We start from the raw sequence: 17,351 nt of genomic DNA on the forward strand, positions 1-17,351 counted from the left end.
AATTAGGGTATCGGTCCCTTCGACAACAGGTCGATCACGGCGCGCGAGGTGCGTCGCCGCAGCCACCCACGCGGTCCGTCCTCGCCCAGCGCGGCGCGGGCGGCGTTCAGGCCCGACACCCCGTGTACGCCCCCACCCGGGTGCGCCGAGGCGCTTCCCAGGTACAGGCCCTGGACCGGGGTCTCCGAACGGGACGTGCCCGGTCCCGGCCGGAAGACCAGTTGTTGATGGAGTTGCGCCGTTCCGCCGTTGACGGCGCCACCCACGAGATTCGCGTCGGCCGCTTCGAGATCCGATGGGCGCTGTACGACGCGTCCGACGACCCGCTCCGAGAAACCCGGTGCGTGCGCCTCGAGGACGTCGTCGACGCGCATCGCGAGCAGATCGGCGGACGCGTCGTCGGTGATGTCCCGCGGTAGATGTGTGTACGCCCAGGCGCTTTCGGTGCCCTCCGGTGACCTGCTGGGGTCCGCGGTAGTCATCTGCCCGAACAGCAGGAACGGGCTGGCCGGAATGGTGCCGGTGGTCAGGTCGGCCATCCAGCGGACGAGCCCGTTGTCGTCGGCGCCCAGGTGGACGGTGCCCGCACCGCTCAGACTGGGTGATCGCCACGGGATCTTCTCCGACAAGGCGTAATTGACCTTCAGCACGGGAGTGTCCCACTCGAAGTGGTCGAGGTCGGCGCGCACGCGGGCAGGGACGGCGTGGTCCGGAAGCAGCGACCCGTACAGGGCGGGCGCGGACACGTCGGCGATCACCGCCCGACGAGCGGTGTAGCGGACACCCGACGCCGTCCGAACACCCACGGCTTTACCCGACCGGACGTCGATCCCGGTCACGGCGTCGCCGTAGTGGAAGTGCGCACCCGCGTGCTCGGCGCGGCGCACCATCGCGGCCGACAACTCGCCCGCCCCGCCCACCGGAACGGGGTACCCGCCGTCCTGGGCGAGCATCGTCAGGATGTAACCCATGACGCCGCTGCCCGGTGCGTCCGGCGGGGTGTCGGCGTGCATCGCGTTACCCAGCAACAGAAGTCGAGCCGCCTCGCTGCGGAACAGTTCATGCGCCATCCGCCGTGCGGGCAGGAGGAGGAACCGGGCCAGTCGCAGCGACTCGGCCGTGCCCAGTTGTCGCAGCAGTCGGCTCGGACCCCGCACGGGTGGGAACGGGCTGAACAGGGTGCTCAGCAGGGGTTCCTTGACGTCGTGCCACTGCTCGACGAGCGCCGTCCACGCGGCACCGTCACCAGGTTGACGGCGTTCGAGGTCGGCGGCCGTGTCCGCGGGGTTCGGGTGGATCACCGGCGCGTCCTCGTCGGCAGCCGAGCGGGCGTGACCGAGCGCTCTGGGCGCATGACTCCACCGCAGGCCGTGCGACTCGAGGTCGAGACCGCGGAGTGCGGGCGACACGGTGGACAGGGGATAGAACGCGCTGAACAGGTCCGAGGTGAAGCCGGGGACGAGTTCTGCCGACCTCACCGCACCGCCGGGCGTCGGCTGCGCCTCCACGACCGCGACGTCCCAGCCCGCGTCGGCCAGGGTCGCGGCCGCGACGAGTCCGTTGGGACCGGATCCGATGACCACTGCGTCGACGTTGTTCACCCGACCAGGCTGTCAGAAAAGGCGGCGCTCTGCTCAGATGGGCGAGGGCGTGAACGTCACCGGCATGTGCTTCAGCCCGTTGATGAAGTTGGAGCGCAGGCGCTGGGCAGGCGCGGTCTGCTCCATGTCCGGCATGCGCCGCAGAATCTCACCCAGCATCACCTTCATCTCCGCCCGAGCGAGGTTGGCGCCGAGGCAGAAATGGTGACCGCCACCACCGAACGCAATGTGCTGGGAGTAGTGGCCGGTGGGCCGGTCGATGTCGAACGTGTAGGGGTCGTCGAAGACCGCCTCGTCGCGGTTTCCCGACATGTGCCAGATGACCACGCGGTCGCCTTCGGAGATCTCGACGTCGTGCAGCACGGTGTCCGTGGTCGCCGTCCGCCGGAACTGCATCACCGGTGTGGCCCAGCGCAACCCCTCCTCGATCAGAGCGTCGAGTTTGGACGGATCCTCGAGCACCTTCCTGCGCTCCTCGGGATGCTCCATCAGCGCCAGCTGGGTGTGCGAGATGGCGTTGCGGGTGGTCTCGTTGCCCGCGACCGCCAAGAGCATGAAGAACATGTTGAAATCCAGTTCGCCCAACTTCTCGCCGTGCACGTCGGCCTGGATGAGAGCTGTCGCGATGTCGTCGCGCGGGTGCTTCTTCCGATCCTCGAACATCTCCAGGCTGTACGCGAACATCTGGGCCGCCGCCGCCCGTTCCTGCCCTTCCTCGAGATGGAATTCCGGATCGGACGAGCCGATCATCTGATTCGTCAGGTCGAAGATCAGCTTGCGATCTTCCTGGGGCACGCCCAGGAAATCGGCGATCGCCTGAAGCGGGAGTTCGGATGCGACGTCGACGACGAAGTCGCACTCGCCGCGCTCGATCACCGCGTCGACGATGGTCGTGGCCCGCCGCGCGAGAATCTCGTGCAGCTGGCCGATGCGGCGGGGCGTGAAACCCTTGCTCACGATCTTCCGCAGCGCCGTGTGGTCGGGCGGGTCCATGTTCAGCATCATCAACTGCTGGCCCGCCAGGTCATCCGGGCTCAGGTCGTCGATATAGGTGGCGCCCCGCCACGACGAGTACGTCTCGGCGTCCCGGTTCACCGTCACGATGTCGGCATGACGGGTGACACACCAGAACGGGACGCCGCGCTCGTCGAGGTGCCGGTAGACCGGTGCCTCCCGCCGCAACACGGCGAACATCTCGTGGGGCACGCCCTTCGCGAAGGTGTCCGGGTTGTAGAGATCGACGTCGGCGAGCTGCACGGTCCCTCCTGAGGCCTCACGTACAAGAATACGTTCTAGTCCTGGAGGATGTGGAACAACGAAAAACGGCTCCGGAGAAATGAATCTCCGGAGCCGTTTCCACTTGGTAGCGGGGACAGGATTTGAACCTGCGACCTCTGGGTTATGAGCCCAGCGAGCTACCGAGCTGCTCCACCCCGCGTTGCATTGACAACACTACACCCTTCCCGGAGTGCTCTTGACCAACCCCGGGGAGGGCTAGGTCACATCAGCCGGAACTGGACCATTTCGATGGCGTTCTCGATCGCCTCGGAGACCTCGCGCAAGCGTTCGTCTGCGCCGGCCGCAGCGAGGATCTGCAGGCGGTCGGCGTCCCCCATCGGAATGTAGGTGGCGATCTCGTAGAGCCTCGTGCCGAGCGACCCGCGGAAACCGCCGATGACGGGAACATCGGGCGGAACGTTGCCGGTCTCCGTCGCGAGACGGCGGAGAAGGCCGTACAGGAATTCGAGTCTCTCGATGAGGGACGGGAATTCGTAGTCCGCTGTCTGAGTGCCGGTGTTCTCGTCCGGCCACACATCCACCTCGGCGATCGGATACGGGTTGTCGGGCAACCACTTCGACACCTTGATCCGTTCCTCCGTGCGGCAGAACAGCTCGTACCGCCCGTCGCCGATCGAGGCGTGGGATTCGATCCGCGCAATGGTGCCGACATCGTGGCGGACGTCGCCGCCCCCCACCTCGTTGCCGCGGGCAATGAGAACGACCCCGAAACGGGGACCGTCCGGTGCGTCCAGGCAGTCGCGAACCAGTTCCTGATAGCGGGGTTCGAAGACGTGGAGGGGGAGCTGCTGACCGGGCAGCATCGTCGAGCCCAGCGGGAACATGGGGAGCAGAGTCATCAGGGGATTCTCAATCGGGGTACGGGCGTCGCCGGCAACGGGTCGACGCGATCGATCTCGTCCGTGAGGTGTTCCGACCACGTCAGGAGGCCGGCGATGTCGAGGCCGTGCGGCGCCTCCACCTCGTAATGCCGGATCCGATCGTGGCCTTGGCGCAGCAGCGACCGCGCGCCGGTCTTGTTGCCCCGCATCAGGTGGGTGAGACCCACCGCGAGCTGTGCGAGCCCCTGCCATAGTTCCCGCTCGTCCTCGGGGGCGATCTTCCACGTACCCTCGAGGATCTCGTGGGCGTGGAACGGCATGCCGTGGTCGAGCAGCCGCTGAGCCTCGGTGATCGCCTCGTCGGGTGGTAACCGCAGGTCATCGGGGATACGGGGTACACCCTCGGCGTCGTGCGGCAGGGGGCGGCCGAGTTCGTCGCGGGGGCGTGCATTGAGGGGTTTCCCCGCCCCGTCCCTGTCCCGATCGGTCATGGGACAAGGGTAACGCTCAGCCGCGGGTCGGCGAAGCGTTGGCGAGGGCCGCCGACACGCGTTTCGACAGCTCGTCGCGAACCGACCGGACTGTCGCGGACCGCAGGTGAACACGGTCGTCCTGGTGATAGAGATACCGGCCGTCCGCTTCGACGTCGATCCAGGTCAGTTCACCCAGAACGGGCTCGTCGAGGCCGCTGCGAGCACCACGGATGCAGATGTATCCGATTCCGGTCCGCGGCCGGCCCACGATCCTTCGCAGGAGAGTGCCGTCGGAGGCTCGGGCGTTCTGCAGGACGGAACTCCCGCTGCTGCGGTTCCCGAGGTCGTCGGGGTGCGCGGTCAGAGACGGGGTTCGTCCGGGCGCACAGTCGGGCAAGTCTTTCAGGAGTTGGGTGGTCAGCCAGTCGACGCCCTCGGTGCCGGCGTCGATCCGGATGTCGCCGCGGCCCGGTGCTCCGCGCATCTGTTCGGCGACGACGGCGACCCGGCCACGGATGCTGCCCCTCCGGCGAAGCCCGGAGTCGAGTTCGGGGGAGGGGGCGAGCACCGTGACGGACAGTTGCGGATCCCGGAGCGCCTGGATCGCGGCGACCAGTTTCGGTTCGTCGAGCGCGGTCCGCCACTGCTCCAGCTCGCGCTGCTGGACGGCGTACTGATCTTCCGTCGCAGCCGCCGATCGGTATTGCAGCGGGTACGGCATCCGGTCGAGATCGGTTGCCTCCCAGAGACACATGAATTGGGCTGACGTCAGCCGCCAGTTCATGCGCCGATCACCGGGGGTGCGACGGGGTCGAGTGTGCCGATCAGTTCGTTGCCGTTGTCGACGGTGATGAGGTAGCTCGGCGTCTGGTGCTCCGTGTCGCTGTCGCCGTTGCCGCCAGCTCGGCCGGGCGCACCCATCATCCCAGGTGCCATACCCATTCCGGGACGACTCATGCTCGGTTTCACCGGAGTCGCCGCCGCAGCAGCGGCAGCCGCCCCGGCGCCCGCTGCGGCACCACCGGACGGAATCGGGCCACCCGGAACCACACCGCTCGAGTTGGACTCGGACTCGCGCTTGTCGTTCTTGCGGCGCGCGCTCGACGCCGAGCCGCCGATGCCCGATCCGCCGGCACCGGACCCTCCACCTACTCCGCCGTAACCCCCGGCGCCAGCCCCCGTGCCCGTGGCCGACTGCGAACCGGCAGCGGCTGCGTTCTGCGCATTCGCGGCGGCAGTCTGTGCGGCTGAGCCGGACCCGGCCCCGGCGCCCTGATTGGCAGCGGCTTCGGCGTTCGCTGCAGACGTAGTCGCGGCGTCATCCGCTGCGAACTCCCCGTCCGCCGGGTTCTCGCCGTTTGCGGACGAATCGCCCCCGCCCTCGCCCGACGCGGAGGAGGTCTTGCTGTCGGTGGTGCCCCAGGAACCGGGACCGCCCGAGTTCGGCGCAGCGACGTTCGGATCGACGGAATCGGCCCTGCCGTTGGGTGAGTGCGGTGCCGGCAGGACGGGCACATTCGTGCCCACGTCCTGGTAATTCGGGACGTAGATGTTCTGCAGCTTTCGAATGGCCTCTTCCCTTGCCGCATCCCGCGCTGCTTCTCGAGCTTCGGCGGCAGTGGGTGTCAGGGGGAGAAGGCTCAGTGGTTGCTCCGACATCGGTGCTGGGATGCTGTTTTTCACATCCTGCGCAGCACTGCTGAGAATGTCGAGCTTCACGCCAATCGCTTGCACACCCGAGGTCAATTGGTCACTCGCGCCCGCAAGGGTTTCTGTCGCCGCGAGCGCCGCGTCGGCGGCTGCGCCCTCCCATTTTTCGGCAATCGTGTTCTTGAGAAGGGCGAACCCGAAGCCGATGGGTAGTGAGCCGACGATGGCGTGGCAAGCCTGAGCGAGTCCGCCGATGTCGTCAGGGTTCATTTCCTGCGTCTTCGCGTGGATCTCCGAGTGCTGCCAGCCCTCGAAACATTCCATCGTGGTGATGTAGGGCGGGTCGATCGCATCTGACCCGAGTTGCTCCGCCGACCTCTGCAGCTTGGTGCGGTGCTGATCGCCGGCACCATTGGGCAGCACGGCATCGAAGAAGGGAGCGAGCGGGTCTTTCGGTGCCATCGGTCAGTCCTCCTTCGGAATGAGCGGCTCGTAGGTGCGGGCTGTGTCTTCGAGGCCTCCGCACCACTCTGGTACCGATACGGGGCCAGCGTGATCGGCAAAAATGCTTCGCGTGAATCCGAGAACACCGTATGGAGTTTCGACACTGAGTTCGCAGTAATCCCTCACCGTGCTGTCGAAGATCAGGAGGGCTCTTCGGCCGTTGATCTCGATAGGGGTGGAGTGATCCTTCTTCTTCTCTTGTTCTTCGGCGAAGCTGATGTTTCCCGACAGGACATTCATGCCGTAGTAGAAGCCCTCCGGCTTGTGAAAGCTGTCGTAGCTGCACCCTAGGAAGGTGTAGCTTCCCCCCGTGAAGTCGGCGTTCTTTTCGCTCGTCGGGTCGTAACCGGCGGCGGTCAGTGTCGAATCAGGGATGTCGAGGCAGGGATCGAATGTGACCTGCGGTCGGTCAGATTGATCGACATGTCGAGGCACGCGAACAGTCGAACTGGGCAATTCCGTCGGAGTGGCTTCTCGGCTTGCTGCATGGGTGCTGCATCCTGCGAGCAGGAGGGAAACCGCGGCGACTCCGCATAATGCATTGCGCGTCATTGATCGACTCCTGTTCGAATACCAGAGAGTGCCAGGCTGATCGCGCTGTCGGTATCGGAAAATTCCGCGCCTCCCGCGGCAAATGTGTCACGCATAGTGATGATCACATCGCGGAATTCCCTCAGGCGCTCGCGTACAGAGCCAGAACCGTCGCCACCATTGAACTTGTCGTTGTATCGCGTCTGCAGTTGTTTCGCCGAGTCGAAGCCGCCGAACCCAGAAATGTACTTCAACTGGTCGGCGTTCTTAATCGCCTGATCCATCTGCTCGATCATCGTGTTGCAGATGCCGACGCATCGTTGGATTGCGTCATCTTCCAGACGCAGTGTTTTGCTCATTCCCATCCCCCCACTACTCGACAGGACCCCCACGGCCGCGTGCGGAGATGCTACCGCACAGGTGTGTCACTCGGTGTAGTGCGCAGCGCCCCGATGTTCAGGCCGCGTGGAGGTATTCGATGAGGATGCGTTCCACCGGTGAGCTGATCTGAACCTCGCGGAACGGCAACGGTTTCGGTAGTGGTGGTGCGGTTGATCGGTACCGGTGTCCGGTGGGGGTGTGGATCTCGATCTTGTGCAGTCCGCCGGGCAGCTGGTGGGGCTTGGCGTTCCACCCTGCGCCTTGCTTGGCGTAGTTGCAGGCCGCGCACAGGCCGGCGCCGTTGTGTGCGGTGGTCGGGCCGTCGTGTTCGCGGGGTTGGATGTGGTCGTGGTGCCGGATCGGCGCATCGCACCACGGTGTCCGGCAGGTTCGATCGCGCAGATCGATCAGCCTAGCCAACCCGGCGGGGAAACAACGGGCCTGGGACTCGGTCGCCGTCAGGGCTCCGGAGTGCGGGTTCGCGTACAGGCGGCGCAGAGTCACCCGTGCCTCGTTACCGGTTTCCGGATCTATCGTGGCCTTGACTGCCTCATTTATCCAATGCCCCGCCAGCGCCGCGGGGACGGGCCCGTACCCCTGCGCGTAGGCGGGTTCGGACCCCCGGTCGAGGAGCGCGCGGTCGGAGATCACGAGGTTGACGGTGATCGGAGGTGCCGTCGCGGTGTGGGGCGCGCCGGTCACTCGAGAAACGAGGAGGTCGGCCATGATCTGCGACCGCGTGCGCTCGTCACCGGCGGCAAGGATCGAATCGGCGTCACGGGCGAGAGTCGCGTGCACCGCGACCCCCTGTGCCACCGGCAGCAGGGCGCTGACGTAGGCCATCGTGTCCGGTGCGGGACGGGACGTGACCCGCCTGTCCGATACCGCTTTGCGGGCCCGTCGTACGACGGCCTCGGCGTCGACTTCTGCAGCGGCCGCGCGCACTTTCGCGCAGACGGCCTGGTCGCCGAGTCCGTCCAAAGTTGCCGGGTCGGCGCACAGCGCGTAATCGAGTTCGGTGCGGTCTTCTCGGGTCAGGCACGCCGTTTCGCGGACGAGAATCGTTGCCCGCCACTCGCTGAGCACCCCTCGTTCGAGCAGCGCCAAGGTGCAGGGCATCTCGTGGACCAGAGCGGTCGCCATGCCGAGATGCCGGCCACCTCGAAAGGGTGAGTCCCGTCGTGCCAACGCCACCTGGTTGGCGATACCTCGCCCGCGCTGTGCGACCGGCACGTCGCGGTCTGCTCGTTCGGCGCGGATGGAGGCGTCGAGGTCTGCGGTCACCCGGGCTTGGACACCCGCGCAGGCGGCTTTCACCTCTTCGAGTGCGCGGAGCACATCGATGCGCGTCGCATCGTCGATGGCCCGGTCGAGTTTCGGTAACTCGGCCAGAAACTCGGTCACCGCTGCTACATCCACACCGACCCCCCGGTTACCGTCGATTCCCCCGAATCGAACACATGTTCTACAGTAACCGACCCTGTGGGAGCTGGCAATACCTAGCCGGCACCCACCATGCGCATCGCGAGGTCGGCGTACAGGTCTGCGACAGCCTCCGGCTCGGTGTAGGCGCCTGCCGGGAACCAGCGGCAGATGTCGACGCACAAAGACATGAGGGCGAGGGTGACGCCTTCGCCGTCGGGCACCGTGAATTCGCCGGATGCGGCCCCGGCGTCGACGACGGCGCGGACGATGTGGGTGATGTCGCGGCGCAGTTTGACCACGTCGCGGTAGTGCTCGGGCGTGAGGGCGTTGAGTTCGTACTGCACGACGCGAGCCTGTGCGTGGTGCGTGGCCTGCCAGCTCGCGAACGCGCCGATCAGTGCTTGGAGCCTCGTCGAGGGCGCCTCGTCGGGGAGGTCTGCACTCACGACGACGTCGAGCGCGGCGGTGTGGCCTTCGTAACTGATCGCGAAGAGCAGCTCTTCCTTGGATCGGTAGTGCGGGTACATCGCGGCGGGGCTCATGTCGAGGCGGGCGGCGATCTCGCGGGTGGTCGTGCCCCCGTAACCGCTGGTCGCGAACGCGTCGACGGCTGCGGCTCGGATGCGGGCGGCAGCCTTCGACGGGCTGATCACCTGGTTCGGTGATTCGCTCATGTCTTTCTCCATCCTCGGCTGCGCGGCTGTTGACAATACCGCGCCGCACGATCAGTATAAGCAAGCGCTTAGAAAATAAGCACACGCTTACATGGGCGTGGATACACACCACAGCTGGATTTCGAAAAGGAGCGGTCATGCGACGCACCCTGTACGGCCCCGATCACGAGGCATTCCGCGAATCGGCCCGGGAGTTCGTGAACCGCAACCTCCTGCCGGTGGCAGACAAGCTCATCGAGCAGCGCTTCATCGACCGCGAGATCTGGCTCGAAGCGGGCCGCAACGGATTCCTCGGCCTCGAGGTCCCCGAGGCATACGGCGGAAGCGAAGCCGGCGACTACCGGTTCAACGCGGTGCTCGCCGAGGAGCTTTCGCGGGCGAGCGCCGCCGTGTCGTCGAGCTTCGGCATTCACGCCGACGTCGTCGCGCCGTACCTCGTGCAGCTCACGACCGAGGAGCAGAAGCAGCGCTGGCTGCCCAAGTTCTGCACCGGTGAACTGCTCACCGCGATCGGCATGACCGAGCCCTCCGGCGGTTCCGACCTCGCCTCGCTCAAGACCACCGCGGTCAAGGACGGCGACGACTGGATCATCAACGGGTCCAAGACGTTCATCACCAACGGTTACAACGCCGACCTGGTGATCGTCGCGGCGCGCACCAGCCCTGAGAAGAAGTCCAAGGGCATCACCCTGTTCGCCGTCGAGACCGGCATGGAGGGCTTCGAGCGCGGACGCAAGCTCGACAAGGTCGGCCAGCACGAGTCCGACACCGCCGAGCTGTTCTTCGAGAACGTGCGTGTGCCGTCGACGAACATCATCGGTGAGATCGACCGCGGATTCATCCACATGATGGAGATGCTTCCGCAGGAGCGTGTCGGTGCCGCCGTCTCGAACATCGCGCACGCCGCGCCGATCCTCGAGGAGACGATCCAGTACGCGAAGGACCGCAAGGCATTCGGGCAGCCCATCGGCTCGCTGCAGTGGAACAAGTTCCTCCTCGCCGACCTCGTCACCCGCGTCGAGGTGACCCAGGCCTACGTCGACAACTGCGTTGCCGCCCACGCCGACGGTGAGCTCACCGCAGTGGACGCCGCCAAGGCCAAGTGGTGGACTGCTCAGGTGCAGAACGAGGTCCTCGACCACTGCGTGCAGCTTCACGGCGGCTACGGATTCATGACCGAGTATCGTGCCGCCCGTGCGTGGATGGATGCCCGTGTCACCAAGATCTGGGCCGGTTCCAACGAGATCATGAAGGAACTGATCGGCCGCGACCTCGGCCTCTGAACCCGGTACCCCGTAGCCCGACGACAAAGGAGTCGCTTCGTATGTCCGTTCTCGACAAGTTCAGCTTGACCGATCGGGTGGTCGTCGTGACCGGTGCGTCGTCGGGCCTCGGGGTCGCGTTCGCGCAGGCCGCGGCGGAGGCAGGCGCCGACGTGGTGCTGGCAGCACGCCGCACCGACCGTCTCGAGAAGACTGCCGAACTGGTGCGGGCCGCTGGACGTCAGGCGCTGTGCGTCGCGACGGACATCGCCGACCCGGCTCAGGCGCAGAACATGATCGACGTGGCCATGGAGAAGTTCGGTCGCGTGGACGTGCTCGTCAACAACGCGGGCGTCGGTACGGCGGTCCCCGCGACGCGGGAGACGCCGGAGCAGTTCCGGCAGGTCGTCGACATCAACCTGAACGGTTCCTACTGGGCGGCGCAGGCGGCGGGCAAGGTCATGAAGCCGGGCAGCGTGATCGTGAACATCGCGAGCGTGCTCGGCCTCACCACCGCGGGACTTCCGCAGGCCGCGTACGCCGCGAGCAAGGCCGGGGTCATCGGTCTCACCCGCGACCTGGCACAGCAGTGGGGTGCCCGCAAGGGCATTCGCGTGAATGCGATCGCTCCCGGATTCTTCGAGACGGAGATGACGGACCAGTACCAGGACGGGTACCTCGAATCGATGAAATCGCGGCTGGTTCTCGGTCGCCTCGGTGACCCGGAGGAGCTGGCCGCGACCGTCGTCTGGCTCGCTTCGGACGCCGCCGCGTACGTCACCGGTCAGACGATCGCGGTGGACGGTGGCATCACCATCACCTGAGCGTCGGGTTGGGCGGGGCTGCCGTGCTGGCGTATAAGTAGGAAATGACCACGCGCACCGTCCATGAAGAGTGGGACGACCAGCCCGCCCCGTCGATGGCGGCGACCGATCTGTTGCGGGAGCCTCCGGCGACCCCGCGTGGTGCACGCACGCGCGCGGCGTTGGTGGCGGCCGCGCGGACGGTGTTCGAGCGCTCCGGGTACCTCGATGCCCGGCTCACCGACATCACGAAGGAAGCCAACTGCTCGACGGGGTCGTTCTACACGTACTTCGACAACAAGGAGCAGGTGTTCGCCGCCGTGCTCGAGGTGGCGCAGGAAGACATGATGCACCCGGGCATGAAGCGGGTGCAGGACACCGACGACCCGTACGCCGTCCTGGAGGCGAGTAACCGCGCCTACCTGGAGGCCTACCGGCGCAACGCCAAGCTGATGGGGCTGCTCGAGCAGGTCGCGCACATCGACCCGGCGTTCGCGGACCTACGGCGTCAGCGGGCCGACGCGTTCATCGCGCGCAACGCGCGGGGCATCGCGGAGTTGCAGGCGCGGGGCATCGCCGACACGGAACTCGACCCGATGCTGGCGTCGCGGGCGTTGTCGGGGATGGTCAGCAGGCTGGCGTACAACGTGTTCGTGGCCAGCGTGAACGGGACCGACGGCACTCCCGTCGACTTCGACGACGTCGTGTTCACCACGACACGTATCTGGGCGAACGGACTGAGGTTCCCCGAGCGGAGTTGAGCGCCACATGACGGCGTGAGCGTGCGGGACACCCAGGTCGGCGAAACTGAATCCGACACCGGGTTCAGGTGATTTCTGTGGAAGACTGGGGTCACGTCCGTGTCCCCTCGAGGGAGGAATCTCGTGCAGGTTGCGCAGAAGGTTGCCATCGTCACCGGTGGCGGTGGTGGAATCGGCGGTGCACTCGCGGAGCGGCTCGCCGCAGAGGGTGCCAGGGTCGTCGTCACCGATCTCGACGGCACCGCGCTGGAATCGATCGTCCGAAGAATCGACGCAGAGCACCCCGGCGCTGCGCTTGCGGTGCAAGCCGACGCGTCCGACGATGCACAGATCGCCTCGGTCATCGACGCCGCGGAGAATGCCTTCGGCCCCGTCGACCTCTACTTCGCCAATGCGGGCGTCGGAGCAGGGGATGACCTCGAGCCCGACGACGCCGTGTGGGACCTCGCCCTCGACGTGAACGTCCGTGCGCACATCCGGGCCGCACGCCGCCTGGTCCCCGGCTGGATCGAGCGCGGCGAGGGGTACTTCGTCAGCACGGCCTCGGCCGCCGGGCTGCTCACTCAGATCGGTTCCGCCCCCTACTCGGTGACCAAGCATGCCGCCGTCGGATTCGCCGAATGGCTGTCCGTCACGTACGGCGACAAGGGCGTCCGCGTCAGCTGCCTGTGCCCCATGGGCGTCAACACCAAGCTGCTCACCGACGACGCGGCCCTGTCGGCCACCGCCGCGCGCGCCGTCACCACCGCGGGTTCGGTGCTCGAACCGTCCGAGGTGGCCGAATGCGTGCTCGCCGCAATGGAAGCCGAACAGTTCCTGATCCTTCCGCACCCCGAAGTGCTGGAGATGTACCGGCACAAGGGCGCCGACTACGACCGATGGATCCGGGGAATGCGCCGCTACCAGGCCACGCTCCTCGCCCAGCCGTCCTGACCCGACCGCACGAGGAGTCCGAATGTCGCTGTTCGACCTATCCGATCGCGCCCGGCAATACCAATCCGATCTGCTGGAGTTCATGGATTCGCATGTGTATCCGGCGGAGGCGGTGTACGAGGAGCAGATGCGGGAGTCGGGTGATCCGCATTTCCAGCCGCCGGTGTTGGAGGAGTTGAAGGCGGAGGCGCGGCGCCGGGGGTTGTGGAATTTGTTCCATCCGCATCCGGGTACGGGTGCGGGGTTGACGAATCTCGAGTATGCGCCGTTGGCGGAGATCATGGGGCGCAGTCATATTGCGTCGGAGGCGTGTAATTGCAATGCGCCGGATACGGGCAACATGGAGGTGCTCGAGTTGTTCGGTACGGCCGAGCACAAGGAGAAGTATCTGAGGCCGTTGCTGGAGGGGACGATGGCGTCGGCGTTCGCGATGACGGAGCCGGCGGTGGCGAGTTCGGATGCGACGAATGTGGAGTTGTCGATGGTGCGGGACGGTGAGGAGTATGTGCTCAACGGCCGGAAGTGGTTCGCGTCGAATGCGTTGCATCGTAATTGCAAGGTGTTGATTGTGATGGGGAAGACGGATCCGTCGGCGGCGCCGCATCGGCAGCAGTCGATGATGGTGGTGCCGATCGATGCGCCGGGGGTGACGGTGATGCGGGGGTTGCCGGTGTTCGGGTATCAGGATCGTGAGGGGCATGCGGAGATCGATTTCGCGGATGTGCGGGTGCCGGTGGCGGATGTGCTGAAGGGGGAGGGGGAGGGTTTCGCGATTTCGCAGGCGCGGTTGGGTCCGGGGCGGATTCATCACTGCATGCGGGCGATCGGGATGGCGGAGCGTGCGTTGGAGTTGATGTGTCGTCGGGCGTCGTCGCGGGTGACGTTCGGCAAGCCGGTCAGTGAGAATGCGAATGTTCAGGATTGGATTGCGGAGGCGCGGATCGAGATCGAGATGATCCGGTTGTTGACGCTGAAGGCGGCGTATCTGATGGATACGGTGGGCAACAAGGAGGCGCGGACGGAGATCGCGGCGATCAAGGTGGCGGCTCCGAATATTGCGTTGAAGATTGTGGATCGGGCGATTCAGGTGCACGGTGGGGCCGGCGTCACCGACGACTTCCCGCTCGCCATGATGTATGCCCATCTGAGGACTTTGCGTCTCGCGGACGGACCGGACGAGGTCCACAAAATGTCCATCGCGAGAAGAGAACTGCGTAAATACCGTACGAAGACCGAGAACAACCAGCATGGAGGAAACAAGTGAGTCAGGAACGTAGAACCGCCATCGTCACCGGATCGGCCCGCGGGATCGGTGCCGCCGTCGCGAAGCGACTGGCCGACGACGGCTACGCGGTCGCCGTCCTCGACCTCGACGAGGCGGCATGTGCCGGGACCGTCGACGCGATCAAGTCCGCCGGTGGCGAAGCGCTGGCCGTGGGCGCGAACGTCGCCGACGAGGCGTCGGTCGCTGCCGCAGTCGAGCGGGTGGCGAATGAACTGGGCGCCCCGACCATTCTGATCAACAATGCCGGGATCACCCGCGACAACCTGCTGTTCAAGATGACCGTCGACGACTGGGATGCGGTCATGAACGTGCACCTGCGCGGTGCGTTCCTGATGTCGCGGGCCGTGCAGAAGCACATGGTGGACGCGAAGTTCGGCCGCATCGTCAACCTGTCCAGCACCTCGGCGCTCGGCAACCGCGGGCAGGTCAACTACTCGGCCGCCAAGGCCGGTATGCAGGGCTTCACCAAGACACTGGCGTTCGAGCTCGGCAAGTTCGGTGTCACGGCGAACGCGATCGCGCCCGGCTTCATCGAGACCGAGATGACCGCCGCCACCGCCGAGCGGGTGGGTGTCGGCTTCGAGGACTTCAAGAAGGCGGCGGCGTCGCAGATCCCGGTGAACCGCGTCGGGCAGCCCGAGGACATCGCACACACCGCATCGTTCTTCGTCAGCGAGGGCGCCGGATTCGTGTCGGGTCAGGTCGTCTACGTCGCCGGTGGACCGAAGGACTGATCGATGAAGGCGTGGCGTGTACACGAATTGGGGCAGCCGAGGGACGTTCTGACGTTCGAGGACGTCCCCGACCTCGAACCGAAGCCCGGGGAGTTGCTGGTCAAGGTTCTCTCGGCGGCCGCCAACTTCCCGGATGTGCTGTTGTGCCGCGGTGAGTACCAGATCAAGCCGCCGCTTCCGTTCACTCCCGGTGTGGAGCTGTGCGGCGAGGTGGTGGGGCTCGGCGACGGTGTCACCGAGTTCTCCGTCGGCGACCGGGTGATCGGCATGCCGAGCCTGCCGAACGGCGGGTTCGCCGAGTTGGCCGTCATGTCCTCGGCCACCGCATTTCCCGCCCCGGAGGCGCTCGACGACGCCGAGGCGTCGGCGCTGTCGATCGGGTACCAGACGGGATGGTTTGCGCTGCACCGCAGAACGCAGATCCAGCCCGGCGAAACGCTGCTCGTGCATGCTGCGGCAGGCGGTGTCGGCAGCGCGGCCGTGCAGCTGGGTAAGGCGGCAGGCGCCACGGTGATCGGCGTCGTCGGCGGGCCCGAGAAGGCGGCCTACACGCGGGAACTCGGGGCCGACCTCGTGATCGACCGGCACAGCGAGGACTTCGTCCAGGCCGTGAAGGACTTCACGGACGGTCGCGGTGCCGACGTCGTGTTCGATCCGGTGGGCGGCGACTCCTACACGAAGTCGACGAAGTGCATCGCGTTCGAGGGTCGCATCATCGTGATCGGATTCGCGAGTGGCACCATCCCGTCACCGGGGCTGAACCATGCGCTGATCAAGAACTACTCGATCATCGGGCTGCACTGGGGGCTGTACAACGCCTACAACCCCGCTGCGATCCGGGAGTGCCACGACGAGCTGACGAGGATGGCCGCCGCCGGCGAGATCAAGCCGATGATCAGCGAGCGGCTCGGGCTCACCGACGTCGCGGACGGCATTGCGCGACTCGGCGAGGGTACGACGGTCGGACGGCTGGCTTTCCTGCCCGGCCGCTAGCGGTTGCGCTTCGCGTACAGCTCCTCGAGGTTGTGCCGCAAGGTCGCCTCGGTGTTCTTCACGGCCGTTTCGACGAACGGTTCGACGATGAGACCGAGGGCCTTGCCGGCGATACCGCCGGGGAGTTTGTACGCGAAGTCGACGCTGATCTCGGTCTTGTCCTCACCGTGAGCGGTGAACTCCCAGGTGGAGGAGTTGGCGGCGCCGTCGAGCGACGCCAGGGTGATGACCCGGTCCTGCTCCCACTCGGTGACCTCGAGCCGCGACCGCAGGGTGCTGGGGCCGATGTGGATCGCGGCGTCGAAGGTCGACTCCATCCCCTGGTCGAATTCCCCGATCGGACGGAACTCCGAGACTCCGAACATCCAGTCGGGGACCGTCCGGTAGTCGTCGATGTACGCGAACGCCACGTGGATGGGCACGGCTGCGATCGCGGAGTGACGGACGTGGATCATCAGGTGGTCCCTGGCTCTCTGTCGGAGAAGGCTGTCGATCTGGGCGACCTCGTTCGACTCTAGTCAACTCCCGCGACCACAGCAGGGGAGCGGCGGGTACCTGTTCTACCGTAGGACCCATGACGGTAGAGGGCACCCAGCGTGGCAGTTCCTGGCGTGAGTACACCGACCAGGGGTTGTCCAAGGTTCTGGCCGCGGCGCTGGCGGCGTTCGTCGAGAAGGGATACGACGGCGCGTCGATCCGTGAGATCGCATCGCGCGCCGGGCTCTCGGTCCCCGGTCTCTATCACCATTACCCCTCCAAGCAGGCGCTGCTGGTGGGGCTGACGAACGCGGTGATGCGTGAACTCCTCGATCGCAGCCACGCGGCTGTGGCCGAGGCTGGCCCGACACCGGGGGAGCGATTCGACGCGGTCATCGAGTCGCTGCTGCGGTTCCACATGTACCGGCGCGAGCAGGCCTTCGTCGCGTCCCGTGAGACGCGGAGCATGGAATCGGAGAGCCGGAAGGCGTACATCGCGCTGCGCGACGAGCAGCAGGAGATGCTGGACGACATCGTCCGTGAGGGAGTCGCCGCCGGGCTGTTCCGGACGCCGTTCCCGGAGGACGCGAGCCGTGCCGTCGTCACGATGTGTGTCGCGGTGTCCACCTGGTACCGGGAGGACGGTCCGCTGTCGCCCGACGAACTGGTCGAGCGGTACCTGGCGATCGCGAGGAGCACGGTCGGCGCGTCCGACTGAGTCTTGACCGGCTTCCGAAGGTGTGG

General features: G+C 66.2%; 19 protein-coding genes and 1 tRNA gene. 8 read left to right on the forward strand and 12 right to left on the reverse strand.

Annotation, left to right across the window (positions count from 1 at the left end; translation table 11 throughout):
• Positions 1-2: 2 nt before the first annotated feature.
• The 11 genes from WKC72_RS11140 to WKC72_RS11190 all read right to left on the reverse strand — a co-directional run bounded on the left by WKC72_RS11140 (position 3) and on the right by WKC72_RS11190 (position 9,359).
• Positions 3-1,601 carry a phytoene desaturase family protein gene (locus WKC72_RS11140; RefSeq protein ID WP_370182607.1) on the reverse strand — a complete coding sequence of 533 codons (1,599 nt, stop codon included), beginning with the start codon at positions 1,599-1,601 and terminating at the stop codon, positions 3-5.
• A 33-nt stretch (positions 1,602-1,634) separates the two neighbouring features.
• Complete coding sequence (locus WKC72_RS11145) at positions 1,635-2,858, reverse strand: cytochrome P450 (RefSeq protein WP_128641432.1); 1,224 nt, start codon at positions 2,856-2,858, stop codon at positions 1,635-1,637.
• 104 nt (positions 2,859-2,962) lie between these two features.
• A tRNA-Met gene (locus WKC72_RS11150) sits at positions 2,963-3,039 on the reverse strand.
• Positions 3,040-3,100: 61 nt separating this feature from the next.
• Positions 3,101-3,739, reverse strand: a complete 639-nt coding sequence (locus tag WKC72_RS11155) for an LON peptidase substrate-binding domain-containing protein (RefSeq protein ID WP_037230959.1) — start codon at positions 3,737-3,739, stop codon at positions 3,101-3,103.
• Complete coding sequence (locus WKC72_RS11160) at positions 3,739-4,212, reverse strand: DUF309 domain-containing protein (protein ID WP_037230957.1); 474 nt, start codon at positions 4,210-4,212, stop codon at positions 3,739-3,741. Before WKC72_RS11160 ends, WKC72_RS11155 begins: the two co-directional genes overlap by 1 nt.
• A gap of 16 nt (positions 4,213-4,228) precedes the next feature.
• Positions 4,229-4,978, reverse strand: a complete 750-nt coding sequence (locus WKC72_RS11165) for an ESX secretion-associated protein EspG (protein ID WP_370182609.1) — start codon at positions 4,976-4,978, stop codon at positions 4,229-4,231.
• Entirely contained in the window at positions 4,975-6,306 is a 1,332-nt protein-coding gene (locus WKC72_RS11170; protein WP_370182611.1) for a hypothetical protein, read from the reverse strand. Before WKC72_RS11170 ends, WKC72_RS11165 begins: the two co-directional genes overlap by 4 nt.
• A 3-nt stretch (positions 6,307-6,309) precedes the next feature.
• Complete coding sequence (locus WKC72_RS11175; RefSeq protein WP_112302526.1) at positions 6,310-6,900, reverse strand: DUF3558 domain-containing protein; 591 nt, start codon at positions 6,898-6,900, stop codon at positions 6,310-6,312.
• Positions 6,897-7,238 carry a hypothetical protein gene (locus WKC72_RS11180; protein WP_370182612.1) on the reverse strand — a complete coding sequence of 114 codons (342 nt, stop codon included), beginning with the start codon at positions 7,236-7,238 and terminating at the stop codon, positions 6,897-6,899. The genes WKC72_RS11175 and WKC72_RS11180 overlap by 4 nt, the downstream gene beginning before the upstream one ends.
• Positions 7,239-7,335: 97 nt before the next feature.
• A complete protein-coding gene (locus WKC72_RS11185) occupies positions 7,336-8,679 on the reverse strand; it encodes a DUF222 domain-containing protein (RefSeq protein ID WP_370182613.1) in 1,344 nt (447 codons plus the stop codon).
• A gap of 80 nt (positions 8,680-8,759) precedes the next feature.
• A complete protein-coding gene (locus WKC72_RS11190; RefSeq protein WP_037182564.1) occupies positions 8,760-9,359 on the reverse strand; it encodes a TetR/AcrR family transcriptional regulator in 600 nt (199 codons plus the stop codon).
• A gap of 137 nt (positions 9,360-9,496) precedes the next feature.
• Between WKC72_RS11190 and WKC72_RS11195 the strand changes: the two genes are divergently transcribed.
• The 7 genes from WKC72_RS11195 to WKC72_RS11225 all read left to right on the forward strand — a co-directional run bounded on the left by WKC72_RS11195 (position 9,497) and on the right by WKC72_RS11225 (position 16,130).
• Positions 9,497-10,642, forward strand: coding sequence for an acyl-CoA dehydrogenase family protein (locus WKC72_RS11195; protein ID WP_005251441.1), 1,146 nt, complete (start codon positions 9,497-9,499; stop codon positions 10,640-10,642).
• 41 nt (positions 10,643-10,683) lie between these two features.
• Positions 10,684-11,445: an SDR family NAD(P)-dependent oxidoreductase gene (locus WKC72_RS11200; protein WP_370182615.1), complete on the forward strand. Its 762-nt coding sequence runs from the start codon at positions 10,684-10,686 to the stop codon at positions 11,443-11,445.
• 44 nt (positions 11,446-11,489) lie between these two features.
• Positions 11,490-12,185, forward strand: a complete 696-nt coding sequence (locus tag WKC72_RS11205) for a TetR/AcrR family transcriptional regulator (protein ID WP_037230932.1) — start codon at positions 11,490-11,492, stop codon at positions 12,183-12,185.
• A gap of 123 nt (positions 12,186-12,308) precedes the next feature.
• Positions 12,309-13,118 (forward strand): SDR family oxidoreductase, encoded by an 810-nt coding sequence (locus tag WKC72_RS11210; RefSeq protein ID WP_370182616.1) that lies wholly within the window; start codon positions 12,309-12,311, stop codon positions 13,116-13,118.
• Positions 13,119-13,140: 22 nt separating this feature from the next.
• Complete coding sequence (locus tag WKC72_RS11215) at positions 13,141-14,382, forward strand: acyl-CoA dehydrogenase family protein (RefSeq protein ID WP_037230928.1); 1,242 nt, start codon at positions 13,141-13,143, stop codon at positions 14,380-14,382.
• Complete coding sequence (gene fabG, locus WKC72_RS11220) at positions 14,379-15,137, forward strand: 3-oxoacyl-ACP reductase FabG (RefSeq protein WP_037230925.1); 759 nt, start codon at positions 14,379-14,381, stop codon at positions 15,135-15,137. The genes WKC72_RS11215 and fabG overlap by 4 nt, the downstream gene beginning before the upstream one ends.
• A 3-nt stretch (positions 15,138-15,140) precedes the next feature.
• Positions 15,141-16,130 (forward strand): NADPH:quinone oxidoreductase family protein, encoded by a 990-nt coding sequence (locus WKC72_RS11225; RefSeq protein ID WP_112302530.1) that lies wholly within the window; start codon positions 15,141-15,143, stop codon positions 16,128-16,130.
• Here the strand turns inward: WKC72_RS11225 and WKC72_RS11230 are convergent.
• Positions 16,127-16,585, reverse strand: coding sequence for an SRPBCC family protein (locus WKC72_RS11230; protein ID WP_037230919.1), 459 nt, complete (start codon positions 16,583-16,585; stop codon positions 16,127-16,129). The genes WKC72_RS11225 and WKC72_RS11230 overlap by 4 nt on opposite strands.
• A 119-nt stretch (positions 16,586-16,704) precedes the next feature.
• Between WKC72_RS11230 and WKC72_RS11235 the strand changes: the two genes are divergently transcribed.
• Positions 16,705-17,325, forward strand: a complete 621-nt coding sequence (locus WKC72_RS11235) for a TetR/AcrR family transcriptional regulator (RefSeq protein ID WP_112302531.1) — start codon at positions 16,705-16,707, stop codon at positions 17,323-17,325.
• Positions 17,326-17,351: the final 26 nt, after the last annotated feature.

Source organism: Rhodococcus wratislaviensis (assembly GCF_041228765.1).
GTDB classification, from domain to species: Bacteria; Actinomycetota; Actinomycetes; order Mycobacteriales; family Mycobacteriaceae; genus Rhodococcus_F; species Rhodococcus_F wratislaviensis.